We start from the raw sequence: 14,976 nt of genomic DNA, 5'->3' as shown, positions 1-14,976 counted from the left end.
CCCCAGCCACACCGGCTGGACCAGGGCATCCGACATGATCGCCAAGGGGCTCTGCTCGGTGCTGGCGTCGGACTATTATTATCCCGCCCAGCTGCTCGCCGCGTTCCGCCTCGCCGCCGATGGCGTGGTGCCGCTGGCACAGGCCTGGGATTTGGTCTCCTCCGGCCCGGCGCGCGCGACCGGTCTTGCCGATCGCGGCATGCTCGCGGAGGGACGCCGCGCCGACATTCTCCTCGTCGACGACAGCGTGAAGCTGCGGCCGCGGCTGATCGCGGTGATCTCAGGCGGCAAGCTCGTGCATCTCACCGATGCGACACGGCTGCTCGCTGCCGTGGCGGCGCCGCGCGAGGCTGTCGTCGCGGCATAAACCGGCTATGCTGAGGCAATGACAGGTTTTCCCCGCTACGCGATCTATTTTGCCGCCGGCGCCGACAGCGCCCTCTCCCGCTTCGGCACCGAGCTGCTCGGCTATGACGCCTACACGGGCGACGAGGTGCCGTTCCCGCGCGAGGCGCTGCAAATTGCTCCGGACTGGCGCGACATCACCGCTGATCCCCGCAAATACGGCTTTCACGCCACGTTGAAAGCGCCGATGGCGCTGGCATCAGGCAGGACCGAAGCCGGGCTCGTGGCGGCCTGCGCGACATTCGCCGGCCAACCGCGGACAATTCCAGTGATCCGCCCTGTCGTCGACACCATCGGCGGCTTCATTGCCGTCATTCCGGCCGAGCCGGTCGATGCGCTTCAGCAATTTGCCGCCGATTGCGTTCGTGAATTCGATTCCTTCCGCGCCTCCCTCACCGCGGAAGATCGCGCGCGGCGGAAACCGGAAAAGCTCGGTGAGCGGCAGCGCGACTATCTTGACCGCTGGGGCTACCCCTATGTGATGGAGGAATTCCGTTTCCACATGACACTGACGGGATGGCTGGACGCGGAGCGGCGCAGGCCGATCCTGGAGATGCTGCGGGGACGATTTGCGGCGCGTGGTCTCGACACGCTGGTCATCGACCGCCTCGCCCTGTTCAGGCAGGACGAGACCAAGGCGCGCTTCCGCATCATCGGCGAATGGACTTTGGCACGGTAGACCTCAGCGCCAGCTCGCAAGATTGAAGGCGAGCGCCACCGCGCCGACCAGAACAAGGCTGGTCGCCCAGACTGCATCCAGATTGAACCAGCTTCGCGAAACGAACCTCAATCCCAGATAGCGGTAGACCAGCCACGCCAGACATCCGCCGGCGCCGACCATGGCGGCAACGTGCACCAGGGACACCAGCACCGCCATTCCGACACTCGCCTTCATCAACTCGCCCGCCGCCTTATGGCCGGCATCGAGCTCGAAGGCCTGGCAGAGCCCGAGATAGATCGGCACGAGCATCAAGGCGGCGCCGTGAGCAATGGCGACGGCAAATGACCACAGCGCCAATTGCGTTGGCGGGATTCGTGCCAGTGCGCGGGGATGGCGCCGAGCGATCAAGCGATAGACGCCGAAACCGATGACGAGAAGGCTCGCGACCAGCTGGATCGGACGCTGCCACTCCGCCAGCACGAGCAGGAACGCGAAGGGCAGCAGCACGAGAAGCGTCGCGAGGAGATGCCCGGCAGACAGGGCCCACAAGGCGCGGAGAAGCGCGCGCGGGCTCTTGTCCATAAGCCCGGCCGAAACGGCGAGCGGCCATCCCATCCCGGGATTGACGCCGTGGTAGAGACCGCTCGCAACAAGGGCGAGCCACAGCCAGCCGAGTGCCGGGCTCGCGTGTTCCCAATCTAGACCGACGGGTAGCAAAACGAGTCCGTCGAACAATCGCCGCCCTCGAGCCTGATCTGGTGCGCACGATATCCGTCGGGGAAGCTCACGAAAAAGTCCTTGTCGAGCTCGATGCCGCCGTCGCGACCGACATTGGCCATGACCTCCACGCCCGGAACCCCATCGGGATAGAACTGGTCGTCCCAGGTGGAGTAGAGCGAATTGGTCCAGTACACGCGCCTGCCGTCGCGGCTGATCTCGACCATCTGCGGACCGGCCGCAAAGGCCTTGCCATTCGGATGCGGCGTGCGGCGCGCGATACCTCCGATGTGGACCGAGCCCGCGAGCTTCGGCTTGCGCGGATCACTGACGTCGTACTGGCGCATTTCACCCGTGCCCCAGCACGAGACATAGAGGAACCGGTCATCCATCGACAGGTCGATGTCGGTCACCAGCGGCGGCACGGCGCCAAATCCCTGCAGCAGCGGCGGCAGCTTCTCCTTTGGCGCGGGCTCGGGTGGGATCGTCGCCGTCTTCTCCGCATGGAATTTCCCGCCTTCTCGCCACCAGGTCCAGATCGATGCTTCGAGATTCGTGGTGTCGACCACGACACCCACGAAGCCGTATTCGCGAACCGGATCGTGCGCCGGTCGTACCTCCAGCGCCATTTGATGATTGGCGCCGAGGTCGATGGTCTGGACGTTGCGACGTGCGCGAAGATCCCAGAAGTGGAGACGATGGCCATATTTGTTCGCAAGCAGATCTTCCGGGACGATCCCGTTCTCGAACTGTGGCGGCAATGCCCATTCGCTCGTCACCATGTAGTCTCGCGGCAGATTCCACCAGAAATCATAATGCAGCGTCTGCGGGCCGCGATCGATCTCCCATCGCCCCAGGACCTCGAAGGTCTCGCAATCCATGATGAAAACGCCGGGAGGTCCGTTGGTGCCATCCTTGCCGCCGCCACCCAGCGTGCTCACGTAGATGCCGTCCGGCCCGCAATGGATCGTGTGCGGCCGCGAGTAGCCGGTCTTCTTGAAGACTTCCTCCGGTTCGATGATCTTGTGGATCTTGGCTTTGGTCGGATCGGGCTTGGTATCGATGATGTAGATGCGCGACGAGCGGAGCCCTGGGATGATCAGATAGCGCCGCTCGATGAAGGCGTGTCCGGCGAGCGGCGACAAGGCGGAGGAGCACGCATTCCAGCCGAAATGATGAAACTCATCGCCCTTGTTCGGCATCGTCACGGTGTGGACGATCCGGCCATAGGTCGGCGATCCCGGCTTGACGTCGATGACCGCGAGAGCATCCGGCTTTGAGAAGTCCGGACTGAGCAGCAATGTGTAGGCGTAGTTCTCCGCAGGTGCTTCCATCGCAAGCTTGGGCGATGCGTGAAAGGTCGGATCTGGCCTCATCGTCATGGCACTGCCTCCCTGTTCTGTCGGTTTGCGCCAACCTGACTCGGGATAGCGGCATCTTGAAGAGGTATTGCGCGAGGTCTTGGAATTCTCCGCAGGGCCGGTTGGCGAGCGCACAATATGCCATCGCCGGGCTGCGCGAAACTGGCGGAATCGCGTTAATTCGACGCCCTACAGCCGAAATGGGCAGCCCCCCCGTCATTGCGAGCGAAGCGAAGCAATCCAGACTGTCTCCGCGGAAACAGTCTGGATTGTTTCGTCGCTTCGCTCCTCGCAATGACGGTGGGGAGACCTACTTACCCCACCGCAGCGCCAGCGCGTCGCGCTCCTTTGCGAGTTCGAGCAAGCCGGCTCGCGTTGCCGGATGCAGCGGCTGGAGCGGATGCCGCACGGCCTCCGACTTGATCACGCCGCCGGCCTGCATCATGACCTTGCACGCGCTGAGGCCGCATTGGCGGTTCTCGTAGTTGATCAGCGGCAGCCAGCGCTCGTAGGCGGCCTTCGCCTCCTCGCGCTTGCCCGCGAAATAGGGATCGATGATCTGGCGGATGCCGTCGGGATAGCCGCCGCCGGTCATGGCGCCGGTGGCGCCGGCGTCGAGATCGGCCAGCAGCGTGATCGCCTCCTCGCCGTCCCAGGGGCCTTCGATGTCGCTGCCGCCCGCCTCGATCAGGCTTCGCAGCTTCGCGGCGGCGAAGGGAACCTCGATCTTGAAATAGCGGATGTTGGAAAATTCGCGCGACAGCCGCGCCAGCAGCTCGACCGAGAGCGGCGTGCCGGCCACCGGTGCATCCTGGATCATGACGGGAATGTCGATCGCGCCCGAGAGCACGCGAAAGAATTCGACGATGCCCTTCTCCGGGACCCGGAAGGTCGCGCCGTGATAGGGCGGCATCACCATCACCATGGCGGCGCCGGCCGCCTCGGCCTGCTTGCTGCGTGCCGCGCACACGGCCGAGCTGAAATGCGTGGTGGTGACGATCACGGGAACCCGGCCGGCCACATGATCCAGCGCCACATGCATCACCGTCTCGCGCTCGGCGTCGGTGAGCACGAATTGCTCGGAGAAATTGGCGAGGATGCAGAGGCCGTTCGAGCCGGCGTCGATCATGAAATCGATGCAGCGGCGCTGGCCCTCGAGGTCGAGCTCGCCGCGCTCGTCGAAGATGGTGGGCACGACCGGGAACACACCGCGATAGGGGCGCTGGGCCTTGTGTTGTGGCGTGACTGGCATCGAACTCTCCGTCCCTGATGTCTTGCGTCCGTCGCCGCTTATGTGATGCGGCGCCACAGATGTACCCGCCGCGCACGCGGGCGGCAATGCCGAACGCACGACGTCAGGATGGAGGAATGAGGCGAAGCTATGCGGTCTTCACCGCTCCCAAGAAGCCCTCGACCGCGACGCGGAGACGATCGGCGTCGGCGGACATCTTCTTGACGGACTCCGACAGCACCGTGCCGGCGTTGCCGGTCTCCTGGTTCAGCCTCGCGACGCTGCCGATGGTGTCGGTGACCTCGCGGGTGCCTTGGGCTGCCTGCTGGAAGTTGCGCGAGATCTCGGTGGTCGCCGCGCGCTGCTGCTCGACCGCGGCGGCAATCGCCGTCATCTTCTCGTCGATGCCACTGATGGCGCCGCCGATCGAGCGGATCGCGGCAACCGCCTGGCCGGTGGCGCCCTGGATTTCCTCGACCTGGCGCGAGATCTCTTCCGTCGCTGTCGCCGTCTGGGAAGCGAGGCTCTTGACCTCGCCCGCGACCACGGCGAAGCCGCGGCCGGCCTCGCCCGCGCGCGCGGCTTCAATGGTGGCGTTCAGCGCCAGAAGGTTGGTCTGGCCGGCGATCGCATTGATCATCTTCACGACCTCGCCGATGCGGCTCGCAGTCTGGTCGAGGATCTCGACCGTCGCGTTGGTCTGCTCGGCCTGCATCACCGCCTCGCGGGCCTCGCGGGCGCTCGACTGCACCTGCGCGGAGATCTCGCCGACGGATGCGGAGAGCTCTTCCGTCGCGGCCGCGATGGTTTCGAGATTGTTGGTGGCCTGCTCTGCGGCGGAGGAGACCGCGGCGGTTTGGCTGCTCGATTCCGAGACCAGCGAGCGCACGCCGGTCGCGGTGGCGTCGAGCTCCCGCGTCGAGGCTACGACACTCTGGATGACCGCCTGCACCGTATCGTCGAAACCGCGGCAGGCGGCATCGACGGTGCCGGAGCGGGCGAGCTGAAGCGCCTGTTGCGATTCGCGTTCCTGGCCCAGCCGTTCCGCGGTCGCCGCGCTCTCGCGCAGGCTCTCGAGCGCGGCGGCCATGGTGCCGAACTCGTCGGGATGGCGGGATTGCGGAACCGGCGTCGCATAATCGCGCGCGCTGATGCGCGCGATGGCGTCGAGGATGGCGCGCACCGGACGCATGAGGCGATGGCGCACCACGAACACGCCCGCCACGGTCACGGCCAGCGCGAGCAGGAATGCGAACGACTGCACGATGAGATTGGTCAGGGCTTTCCCCTGAACCGCCTCCGCACGCGCGATCGACAGGTCGAGCGCCTTGTTGGCGACCGCGACGATGGACACGAAGGGCGACTGGCACAGCGCATTCCATTCCGAAGCGGGCATCGCCGGACGTCCGCTGCCGTCGAAATTCCTGGTGAGCTCGCCGATCCGCTTGAGAACGCCGTCGGTCCTGGTCCGCGCCTCCTTCGCCGTGTTGACGAGGTCCGCCGTCACGTCGGGCGCAGCCAGCAGCTCCTCCAGGCCGGTCCAGCCGGCAGCGACGATGCCGTTCCAGCCAGCCACGGTCTGCTTCTGGGTCTCGTCGAGCGGCCTGCTGGCGTTGACGTTCGGCCGCAGCGTCGAGCACTGGATACCGTAGCGATCACGCACCTGCCAGGCGAGGCGGCGGGCCTGGATCATGCGGGCGATGAAGGGATCGTTCATCCAGGCGCGGTTCGACACCGCGGTGGACGCGAGATTCGCGGTCTCGATGACCTTGGTGACGGCATCGTACCAGGGTGCGGTCCGCTCCATCCTGCGCTCGGCACGCGGCAGCTTCGCCTCGTCGTGGAACAGCTGGAACTTCGGCGCGGCCTCGCTCCAGCGCTGCTTCAACGCATTTGCGAGCTCGTCGCGCCGGGCGAATTCGACTGTGGAGAGCGCGGCGACGATGGCGTCGAAGCCGGCCTGCTCCGCCTTCTCGGCGGCGCCGAGCTTGGCGCGCGCATCGTCCTCGCCGAGCAGCGCGCTCTGGGCATCGCCGCGATTGTTGCGCAGGGCCAGCACGCCATGGAAGATCGCCTTGTCGGCGTTCGCGAGCCGTTCGGTCTCCAGACTGTCGCTGTAGCGGCCAAAGGCGCCGACCATCTGGATCGCCGTGCTGGTGAGCGCGCCGGCCGCCAGCAGTGTCATCAGAACCAGGAGGAGCGTACTTACCGATTTCTTAAAAACTGACATGACCAAAAGACCTGCTCGTCGCGAGCGGTCATCTTGCATGGCGACCTGCCAAGGTTTGGTTAAGACTTTAATCAAATACCTGCGGTTGTGACCGCTGCGCCTCCTGGCAGGCCGCGGCCTTTTCAGGCCACTTTCGTGAAATCCGGCGGGCGGCGCTCGGCGAACGCCGTAAACGCCTCGCGCGCCTCGGCGGTGCGCAGACGCTGCGCGAACTGCTCGCCTTCGGCCTGCATCTGCGCGACCAGCGTCTCGCCATTGCGCATCAGCTGCTTGGTCGCGATCAGGGCACCGGCCGGCTGGCGGGCGAGACGCTGCGCGAGGGCGAGCGCCTCGGCATCGAGCCTGTCGAGCGGCACCACACGGTTGGCAAGGCCCCATTCCAGCGCCGACTTGGCAGGCACGGTCTCGCCCAGCGCGAACATCTCATAGGCGCGCGCGTAGCCGATGCGCGCCGGCATCAAGAGGCTGGAGGCAGCCTCCGGCACCAGCGCGAGGCTGACGAAGGGCGTCGACAGTTGCGCGTCGTCGGCGAGCACGACGAGATCGCAATGCAGCAGCATCGTGGTGCCGACGCCGACGGCGCGGCCCTGCACGGCCGCAACCAGCGGCCGGGTGCAGCGCGCCAGCGACTGGATGAAGCGCACGACGTTGCGGCTGCCTTCGGACTTGCCGGCTGCGACCGCGGCGAATTCGCCGACATCGTTGCCGGCGGTGAACATGTCGCCCTCGCCGCGGATCAGGATCACGCGGGCGGACGGATCGAACCCGGCGGATTCGATTGCATCGGCGAGCCTGCCGTACATCGCATCCGTCAGCGCGTTCTTCTTGTCGGGGCGGGCCAATGTCAGCGTGAGAATTCCGCCATTGCTCTCGATCCGGACGTGCTCGGTCATTGGTCTGCTCCTCTTGGAAACTTGCTCTGAATGCTCGTCAGCCAGCGCGCGACGACGTCGATCTCCGCAATCGTGAATCCGTCCGTAAGCGCCGCGTTGACCTCGGCCGCACCGGCTTTCACCTGCGTCAGCGCGCTCCGTCCCTTCGGCGTCAGCCAGATGCGCCAGGCGCGTCCGTCCTCGCGATCGGCCCGCCGCTCGATCAGCTTCGCAGCCTCCGTGCGATCGACGAGGCCGGAAATGCCGGCCGGTCCCATGTCGAGCGCCGCACCCGCCTCGCCCATCAGGACGCCGTCCTGCTTGCCGAGGATGAACAGCAGCCCCGCCTGCGCCGGCGTCACCGTGCTCTGCGGCTGCGCCGCCATCCAGCGCTGCAGGCGGCGGTGCGCGACGCTCAGCAGATAGATCAGCCGGTGATGCTTCGTTGCGGCCTCATTATTTCGCATGCGAAGTATATAGCCGGACGGATCCGGATTGTCAAAGGGCGCCGCTAGGCCGGCGCCGCGCGACAGCCGTCGAGGAACAAGGCCGCACAGGTCTGCACCCGGCGCTCAATCTGCCTGCGTGACGGCAGAGGCAGGCCGCCATAAATCGCCGCGCGCTGCGGCACCGATGCGACCATGCCGATCAGCATGCCGGCGGCTTCCTCGGCATCCTCGATCACGATGCGCTTGCACCTGACCTGGACGCGCAACCAGCGGGCGAGTGCCGTCACGGTGCGTGATATGCCGTTCTTGTAGAAGTTCGCGGCGAGATCGGGAAACGCGGCCGATTCCTGCAGCACCATGCGCTGCAACGCCACGACCTCCGGATCGAGCGCGAGATCGGCGCAGGCGAGCAGCGCGGCGCGCAAGCCGGTTTCGATATCGACCTCATCGCTTCCTTGCAGGTCGACGGCGGAGAGCAATCGCTCCAGCCGGTCGGCGCACATCGCCGCAAACAGCGCAGCCTTGCCCGGAAACAGCCGATAGAGCGTCCTGGTCGAGATGCCGGCGCGGCGCGCCAACTCTTCGGTGCTGGTCGCCTCATAGCCGTCGCGGGCAAAGGCGTGCCGTGCGGCGTCGAAGACGATCCGCCTGGTCTCGTCGTCGCTGCGGACCGGTGGCCGCCCGCGCGGACGAACTTCGCTGTCCGATCTTGCCTGAGCCATGCCTTTAAATGACGACTGTCATTCCATTGACAATTCCAAAGCTAGTCTCATTTTGGAAATTATCAAGTTTCCTAATTCAGGGGAGCCGGCCATGACCGTCCACACCACCCCATCCGCTGCCGCCCAGGCTGCTGTGACCGCAACCGCCCCGGAGGGCGTCCTGCCCGCCGAGCTGGCCCATGTCAGCCGCAAAAAACCCAACCTTCGCAAGCTGTTGCTGATGGCGGCCGCGGCCGTCGCGCTAGCCGGCGCCAGCTGGTACGGCCACGATTACTGGACCGTCGGCCAGTACCTCGTCTCCACCGACGACGCCTATGTTAAGGCCGACAACACCACCATCGCGCCGAAGGTCAGCGGCTATCTCAACCAAGTTCTGGTCGCCGATAACGAGCATGTGAAAGCCGGCCAGGTGCTGGCCCGGATCGACGACCGCGACTTCAAGGTCGCGCTCGACCAGGCTCGCGCCGACGTCCAGGCAGCGAACGCGGCGGTCGTCAGCAAGGAGGCACAGCTCGAGGTTCAGCAAGCGGTAATCACTGCCGCCAGGGCGACCATCGATGTCGACACGGCCGCAAAGACCTTCGCGCAGCAGGAAAACAAGCGCTACACGGATCTCGCCAGGACCGGGTATGGCAGCGTGCAGAACGCGCAGCAGGCTCAGGCGCGCGACGCCGGCGCGGACGCCGCGATCGCGCGCGATAACGCCAACCTCATCTCCGCGCAAAAGCAGGTCGACCTCCTCAAGGCCGAGATCGCGCAAGCCAGGGCCGCCGCCGCCCGCGCAGCCGCGATCCAGCAGCAGGCGGAGCTCAATCTCGGCTACACCAAGATCGTCTCGCCGATCGATGGCGTCGTCGGCAATCGGTCCTTGCGCGTCGGCCAGTTCGTGCAGGCGGGCACACAGTTGATGTCGATCGTGCCGACTGATGCCGCCTATGTCGTTGCCAATTTCAAGGAAACGCAGCTCACCCATGTGCAGGCTGGACAGGCCGTCGATATCGAGGTCGACATGTTCCCGGGCCACGTCCTGCATGGTCACGTCGATTCCATGTCGCCGGCCAGCGGCCAGGAATTCGCGCTGCTGCCGCCCGACAACGCCACGGGCAATTTCACCAAGGTGGTGCAGCGCATCCCGGTCAAGATTGTGCTCGACGACAAGTATGGGCCTGCGATCGCGCTGCGGCCCGGCATGTCCGTGATCCCCACCATTGCAACACGTTCGACCGCGCCGGCCGCGAATGCGGCCGTGACGCCGAAAGCCAAGCTCGTCTCCGGAGGGTCGTGCCATGTCAAACAGCCTCTCAATCTCGACGCAAGCAACACCGGCCGCGACGCCTGATCGCTCCGCGAGCGATCCCGACCGCGCGAGCCTCGCAACCTGGATCGCCGTGCTCGCCGCCATGATCGGCTCGTTCATGGCGATCCTGAACATCCAGATCACCAATGCCTCGCTGGCCAATATCGAGGGCGGCATCGGCACCGGCGCCGACAACGGTTCCTGGATCTCGACGTCGTATCTCATCGGCGAAATCATCGTGATCCCGCTGACCGATTATTTGAGTCGCGTGTTCACGTTCCGCCGCTACATGCTGGCGAGCGCAACGCTGTTCGCGGCGTTCTCGGTCGCCTGCGCCTTCACCCATGATCTCCCGTCGATGATCGCGATGCGCGGCCTGCAAGGCTTTGCCGGCGGCGTGCTGATCCCGATGGCCTTCACGCTGGTCCTGACCAAGCTGCCGAAACAGCAGCAGCCGATCGGGCTCGCCATCTTCGCGCTGTCAGTCACCTTTGCACCGGCAATCGGCCCGACCATCGGCGGTTATCTCACCGAAACCTACGGCTGGCGCACCATCTTCTTCGTCAACGTGATCCCGACCGCCGTGATGGTCGCCGCGCTCTATTTGACGCTGGAGCGGCAGAAGATGCAGCTTGGTCTCCTGAAGGAAGGCGACTGGGCCGGCATCGTCACCATGGCGATCGGCCTCTCGGCGCTGCAGGCCGTGCTCGAGGAAGGCAACAAGGACGACTGGTTCTCCTCCCCTTTCATCGTCAAGCTGGCGATCGTCGCAGCCGTCAGCCTGACGCTGTTCGTCGCGATCGAGCTCAGAATCGAAAAGCCGCTGATCCGGCTGCGCCTGCTGACGCAGCGCAATTTCGGCTTCGGCACCGTCGCGATGACCATGGTCGGCTTTGCGCTGTTCGGTTCGGTCTACATCCTGCCCGCCTATCTCGGCCAGGCGCAGGGCTACAACTCCGAGCAAATCGGCAACGTGCTGGCTTGGACCGGCCTGCCGCAACTCGTGCTGATCCCGCTGATTCCCAGGCTGATGCAGCGCTTCGACACGCGCTACATCGCCATCACCGGCCTTCTGATCTTCGCCTATAGCTGCTTCATGAACACGGCGATGTCGCCGGACTATGCCGGTGACCAGCTCTGGATTCCGAACATCGTGCGCGCAGTCGGCCAGGCCATGGTGCTGACGCCGTTGACCTCGGTGCTGTCAGGCGGCATCGCGCCGCAGGATGCTGCCGCGGCCTCCGGCATCAGCAACATGTTCCGCAATCTCGGCGGCGCGATCGGAACGGCCACGCTCGCGACGATCATCACGAAACGCGAGCAGTTCCATTCCAACATCATCGGACATTCGGTCACGCTCGGCCGCGAGGAGGTCCGTAGCCGCGTCGCGCAGATGACCGACTATTTCATGGCCCACGGTGTCCCCGATCCCAACGCCGCACGCGAGCAAGCCATCATCGCGCTCGGCAAGACCGTAAGACGCCAGGCCCTGGTGATGGGCTATTCCGACACCTTTGCGGTGATCGGCGCCGTGCTGGTCCTGGCCGCGATCGCAGTGCTGCTGGCGCGGCGCGTGAAGGCAGCCGGCGGGCCCGCGCATTAAAGCGCGATGAGATTTGGATGAATCGTCATCGCGCTTTAGGTTGTTGTTTAAGCATGATCTTTTCGGAAAACCGCTGCGCACTTTTCCGGATCATGCTTTAGCAGGGAGGTCGCCGTGCCCCGGGGCTTGTTCCGGCATCCAGGTCAGCCGTGCGGCGTGACAGGAGCGCGCTGGCCGCAGCGAGCCCGGCCACGACTCTGCGGGACCATCCGTGCCTCACGGCGCACAGGTGAAGCTCGACGCCTCCGTCACCGCACCCGCCTTGTAGTGCGGCCAGGCGGGCCAGCGGCACAGCGGCAGCGCGCGGAGCGTCGCGAACGACGGCGCCTCGAGCTTCTGCTCGGTGACTTCGAGATCGCCGGGCGCCTTGCCCTTCTCGACCCAGTCGACCAGCACGCTCAGCATGTCGACATTGGCCGGCGCGCCGGAGCCGACATGGTCGACACCGGGTGCGGTGTAAAGCCGCGCGAATTCCGCCGTCTCGGCCTTGCCGAGCTTGCGCTCGACGCTCTCGAAATAGCGGATGCCGGCATAGGGGCTTTGCGCGTAGTCGGCCATGTGCTCGAGCATGATCAACCGGCCGCCGCGCATCCGGAAACGGCCGAGATCGGGATCGGTCGAATCCATCAGCTTCGACACCTCGAGCAGCCGCGCCTTGTGGTCGTCTACCTTGTAAGTGGTGACATCGAGCTTCGGATCACGCGCAAAGACATATTGAATGCCGCCGGCGCCGTAGATCCAGGCGATGCCGTTGTTGGGCGCGGGCGGCTGCGCCGGTGGCGCGGTGCCGAGCCACCACGCGACCCAGCCGCCGGTCGGACCGATCGCCGGCGTGTCCTCGCCGGAGACGCCCCAGCCCGGATAGTCGTCGAGCCCGTTGGCGAGCGCGAACGGGAACTTGTAGGTCGCATGCAGCGTGTTGATCGCCTTGATCTGCGCATCGGTGAGACAATGATCGCCGCTCTGGCTCGCCGCGCAGCGCAGCGTCTCGACCTTGAATGCCGCCTTGCAGGCGACGGGATCCTGCACCAGCGCATCGTCGGAGCCGTCGGCTTCATCGCAAGCCGCCCGCACGGCATCGGCGACCAGCTTCACCCGCGACGGATTGATCCAGCCCTCACCCATGGTGACGAGGCCCGAGCGCGTGCCGGCATGCTGCAAGCCGACCCAATTGATGACGGGTACGCGGGCGAAGATGCCGTCGAAATCGTCGGGATAGCGCTGCGCCATGGTGAGGCCTTCACGGCCGCCTTCGGACGAGCCCATGAAGTACATCTTCTCCGGCTTCCTGCCGTAGGCGCGCTGCATCAGCGCGACAGCCGCCTCGCGCACCTTCTTGTAGGCGCGATGGGCGAAATTCTCGAAGGCCTCGTCGTTCAGCGCGAACAGCTGCGGCGGCTCGCCCGGCCTGGATTCATGGCCGGAATCCGTGCCGTAGGTGACGAAGCCGCGCGCGAGCGGCGACGGCTTGTCGAAGGGATAGGCCGGCGGCAGCGCAAGACCGGTGATCAGCACGCCGTTGAAGCCGCCGCCGCCATATTGCACCGAGCGGCCGTTCCATTCGACGGGAAGGTTGACCTGGAATTTGATCGGCGGCGCCTTGGGATCGATCGGGTCGATATGGCCGAGCACCTTGCAGAAGGCAGGATTGGCGGGCGTGATGCGCCCTGACGGCGTCGGGCCGCGCTCGGCAACAGCGAGAGTCGATGGCGACTGAAACGTCGCGGCATCGATCTTCACGGCATCAGTGCCGCCGACCAGCCCCTTGCAGACCGTCGCGGCATCTTCCGCCAGCGTCAACGCCGACGCGCCGCTCGCGCTCATCGCGGCCGCCGTGCCCACGAGCCATGCGCACAGCTTCGCTCTGTTTCGCCTCATCGTTTCCACCCGGCTTGTTCTGTTGCGTTCGAAAGTCGGCTGCATTCAATGCAACCTTCGCCCGTCCGTCAATCGCTGACGCCGGCTTTCCGTCAGAACGAGCCCAGCGCGGTGCCCAGGGCGATCACTACCACCAGCGCCAGGAGCGAGGTCACGATGCCCACCATGACGATGTCGAAATAGCTGTCACGATGTGTCAGGCCGCAGATCGCGAGCAGGCTGACCACTGCGCCGTTGTGCGGCAGGATGTCGAGGGTACCCGCACCGATCACCGCCACGCGATGCATCAAGGCAAGGTCGATGCCGGTCCGCGCGGCAAGCTCGACGTAGGTCGGGCCGAGGGCGTCGAGGGCGATGGTCAGGCCGCCCGATGCCGACCCTGTCAGGGCGGCCAGGATGTTGGTTGCGACGGCGAGCGAGACCAGCGGTCCCCCTTCGATCGCCAGCACCCAGTCGCGCACGATCGTGAACGCAGGCAGCGAGGCCACGACGGCGCCGAAGCCGACGAGGCTCGCGACGCTGAACGCAGGCAGGACCGACGCATTGGCCCCAGCGTCCATGGTCCGGCGCAGCGCCGGCAGGCGCGCCCAGTTCAGCGCGATGGTGGTGACGATGGCGGCAGCCAGCGCCACCGCGACCGACCACACGCCTGCGACGGCCGCAAGCGTCGTGTCACCAAAGCGTTGCTCAGCGAGATAGCTGACATCGAGCCGCGGCAGCACCACCAGCGACATCACCAGATTGACGGTCACGACGACGACGAGCGGCGCCATGGCGTTCAGCACGGGCGATGGCCGCTCGCTGCGATGACCGTGCTGTAGCTCCGCCGGATCGAACTCGCGGGCAGTCGTCGCGCGCTCGCGCACGAACTCGTCGGCAGCGGCCTGCTCGATCGCGCCCTCGGCATCGTCGCCATAGCCTTCTCCCGCGCGGCGCGCCGCAGCTTCAGCGCGATGCAGCCACCACAATCCGATACCGAGCATGATGAGCGAGGCGACGATGCCGAGGCCCGGCGCGGCAAACGGCGTCGTGCCGAAGAACGGCATCGGGATCGCATTCTGGATCGACGGCGTGCCAGGCAGGGCCGACATGGTGAAGGTCGACGTTCCCAGCACGATCGCGGCCGGGATCAGACGCCGCGGAATCGAAGCGGCACGAAACAGCGTGCGTGCCATGGGAACGATGACGAAGAACGCAACGAACAGGCTGACACCGCCATAGGTGACCAGCGCGCCGGCGAGCACGACCGCCAGGATCACGCGCCGTTCGCCGAGGCGCTCCGCCATGAATCCGGCGACCGACGTCACCGCACCGCTGTCATCCATCAACTTGCCGAAGACGGCGCCAAGCAGAAAGATCGGGAAGAACTGGGCCAGAAATCCCGCCGCGTTCACCATGAACACCTGGGTCAGGTTCGCGAGCAGCGGCTCACCGCCGAACAGCGCGGCAACGAGTGCGGCGAACGGCGCGAGCAGCAGGACGCTCCAGCCGCGGAAGGCGAACAGGACGAGCAGGCCGAGCCCGACGAGGAGGCCGAGGAGACCCATGCC

13 protein-coding genes are annotated in these 14,976 nt (G+C 65.8%); 4 read left to right on the top strand and 9 right to left on the bottom strand.

Translation table 11 applies throughout. From position 1 onward, the window contains the following. Positions 1-367: amidohydrolase family protein (locus IC50_RS16025; protein WP_157460981.1), on the top strand; the 367-nt coding region annotated here is incomplete at its 5' end. An 18-nt stretch (positions 368-385) separates the two neighbouring features. Then, entirely contained in the window at positions 386-1,084 is a 699-nt protein-coding gene (locus IC50_RS16020) for a DUF1045 domain-containing protein (protein WP_035706387.1), read from the top strand. Between the two features lie 3 nt (positions 1,085-1,087). Here the strand turns inward: IC50_RS16020 and IC50_RS16015 are convergent, their stop codons facing one another. The 7 genes from IC50_RS16015 to IC50_RS15985 all read right to left on the bottom strand — a co-directional run bounded on the left by IC50_RS16015 (position 1,088) and on the right by IC50_RS15985 (position 8,648). Further along, positions 1,088-1,681: a hypothetical protein gene (locus IC50_RS16015; RefSeq protein ID WP_085973773.1), complete on the bottom strand. Its 594-nt coding sequence runs from the start codon at positions 1,679-1,681 to the stop codon at positions 1,088-1,090. An 83-nt stretch (positions 1,682-1,764) separates the two neighbouring features. Continuing rightward, complete coding sequence (locus IC50_RS16010) at positions 1,765-3,165, bottom strand: selenium-binding protein SBP56-related protein (RefSeq protein WP_035706382.1); 1,401 nt, start codon at positions 3,163-3,165, stop codon at positions 1,765-1,767. A gap of 289 nt (positions 3,166-3,454) precedes the next feature. Further along, positions 3,455-4,396, bottom strand: a complete 942-nt coding sequence (locus IC50_RS16005) for a dihydrodipicolinate synthase family protein (RefSeq protein ID WP_035706395.1) — start codon at positions 4,394-4,396, stop codon at positions 3,455-3,457. 127 nt (positions 4,397-4,523) lie between these two features. Next, positions 4,524-6,605, bottom strand: a complete 2,082-nt coding sequence (locus IC50_RS16000; RefSeq protein ID WP_035706379.1) for a methyl-accepting chemotaxis protein — start codon at positions 6,603-6,605, stop codon at positions 4,524-4,526. A gap of 122 nt (positions 6,606-6,727) precedes the next feature. Continuing rightward, positions 6,728-7,498, bottom strand: coding sequence for an enoyl-CoA hydratase (locus IC50_RS15995; protein ID WP_035706377.1), 771 nt, complete (start codon positions 7,496-7,498; stop codon positions 6,728-6,730). Then, positions 7,495-7,944: a MarR family winged helix-turn-helix transcriptional regulator gene (locus IC50_RS15990; protein ID WP_035706374.1), complete on the bottom strand. Its 450-nt coding sequence runs from the start codon at positions 7,942-7,944 to the stop codon at positions 7,495-7,497. Before IC50_RS15990 ends, IC50_RS15995 begins: the two co-directional genes overlap by 4 nt. A 44-nt stretch (positions 7,945-7,988) precedes the next feature. Next, complete coding sequence (locus tag IC50_RS15985) at positions 7,989-8,648, bottom strand: TetR/AcrR family transcriptional regulator (protein WP_035706371.1); 660 nt, start codon at positions 8,646-8,648, stop codon at positions 7,989-7,991. Between the two features lie 91 nt (positions 8,649-8,739). On the opposite strand from IC50_RS15985, the gene IC50_RS15980 reads away from it, so the two are divergent. Both IC50_RS15980 and IC50_RS15975 read left to right on the top strand, forming a co-directional pair. Then, a complete protein-coding gene (locus tag IC50_RS15980; RefSeq protein WP_035706368.1) occupies positions 8,740-9,987 on the top strand; it encodes an HlyD family secretion protein in 1,248 nt (415 codons plus the stop codon). Next, positions 9,935-11,548, top strand: coding sequence for a DHA2 family efflux MFS transporter permease subunit (locus IC50_RS15975; RefSeq protein ID WP_035706366.1), 1,614 nt, complete (start codon positions 9,935-9,937; stop codon positions 11,546-11,548). The genes IC50_RS15980 and IC50_RS15975 overlap by 53 nt, the downstream gene beginning before the upstream one ends. A gap of 216 nt (positions 11,549-11,764) precedes the next feature. Here IC50_RS15975 and IC50_RS15970 read toward each other — a convergent pair whose 3' ends face one another. Both IC50_RS15970 and IC50_RS15965 read right to left on the bottom strand, forming a co-directional pair. Then, complete coding sequence (locus IC50_RS15970) at positions 11,765-13,426, bottom strand: tannase/feruloyl esterase family alpha/beta hydrolase (protein WP_035706394.1); 1,662 nt, start codon at positions 13,424-13,426, stop codon at positions 11,765-11,767. A gap of 92 nt (positions 13,427-13,518) precedes the next feature. Further along, positions 13,519-14,973 carry a GntP family permease gene (locus IC50_RS15965; RefSeq protein ID WP_035706363.1) on the bottom strand — a complete coding sequence of 485 codons (1,455 nt, stop codon included), beginning with the start codon at positions 14,971-14,973 and terminating at the stop codon, positions 13,519-13,521. Positions 14,974-14,976: the final 3 nt, after the last annotated feature.

Origin of the sequence: Bradyrhizobium genomosp. I (2014), assembly GCF_000261685.1 — a bacterium.
Taxonomy (GTDB): Bacteria; Pseudomonadota; Alphaproteobacteria; order Rhizobiales; family Xanthobacteraceae; genus Bradyrhizobium.
This window is presented reverse-complemented; position numbering and strand designations above follow the sequence as displayed.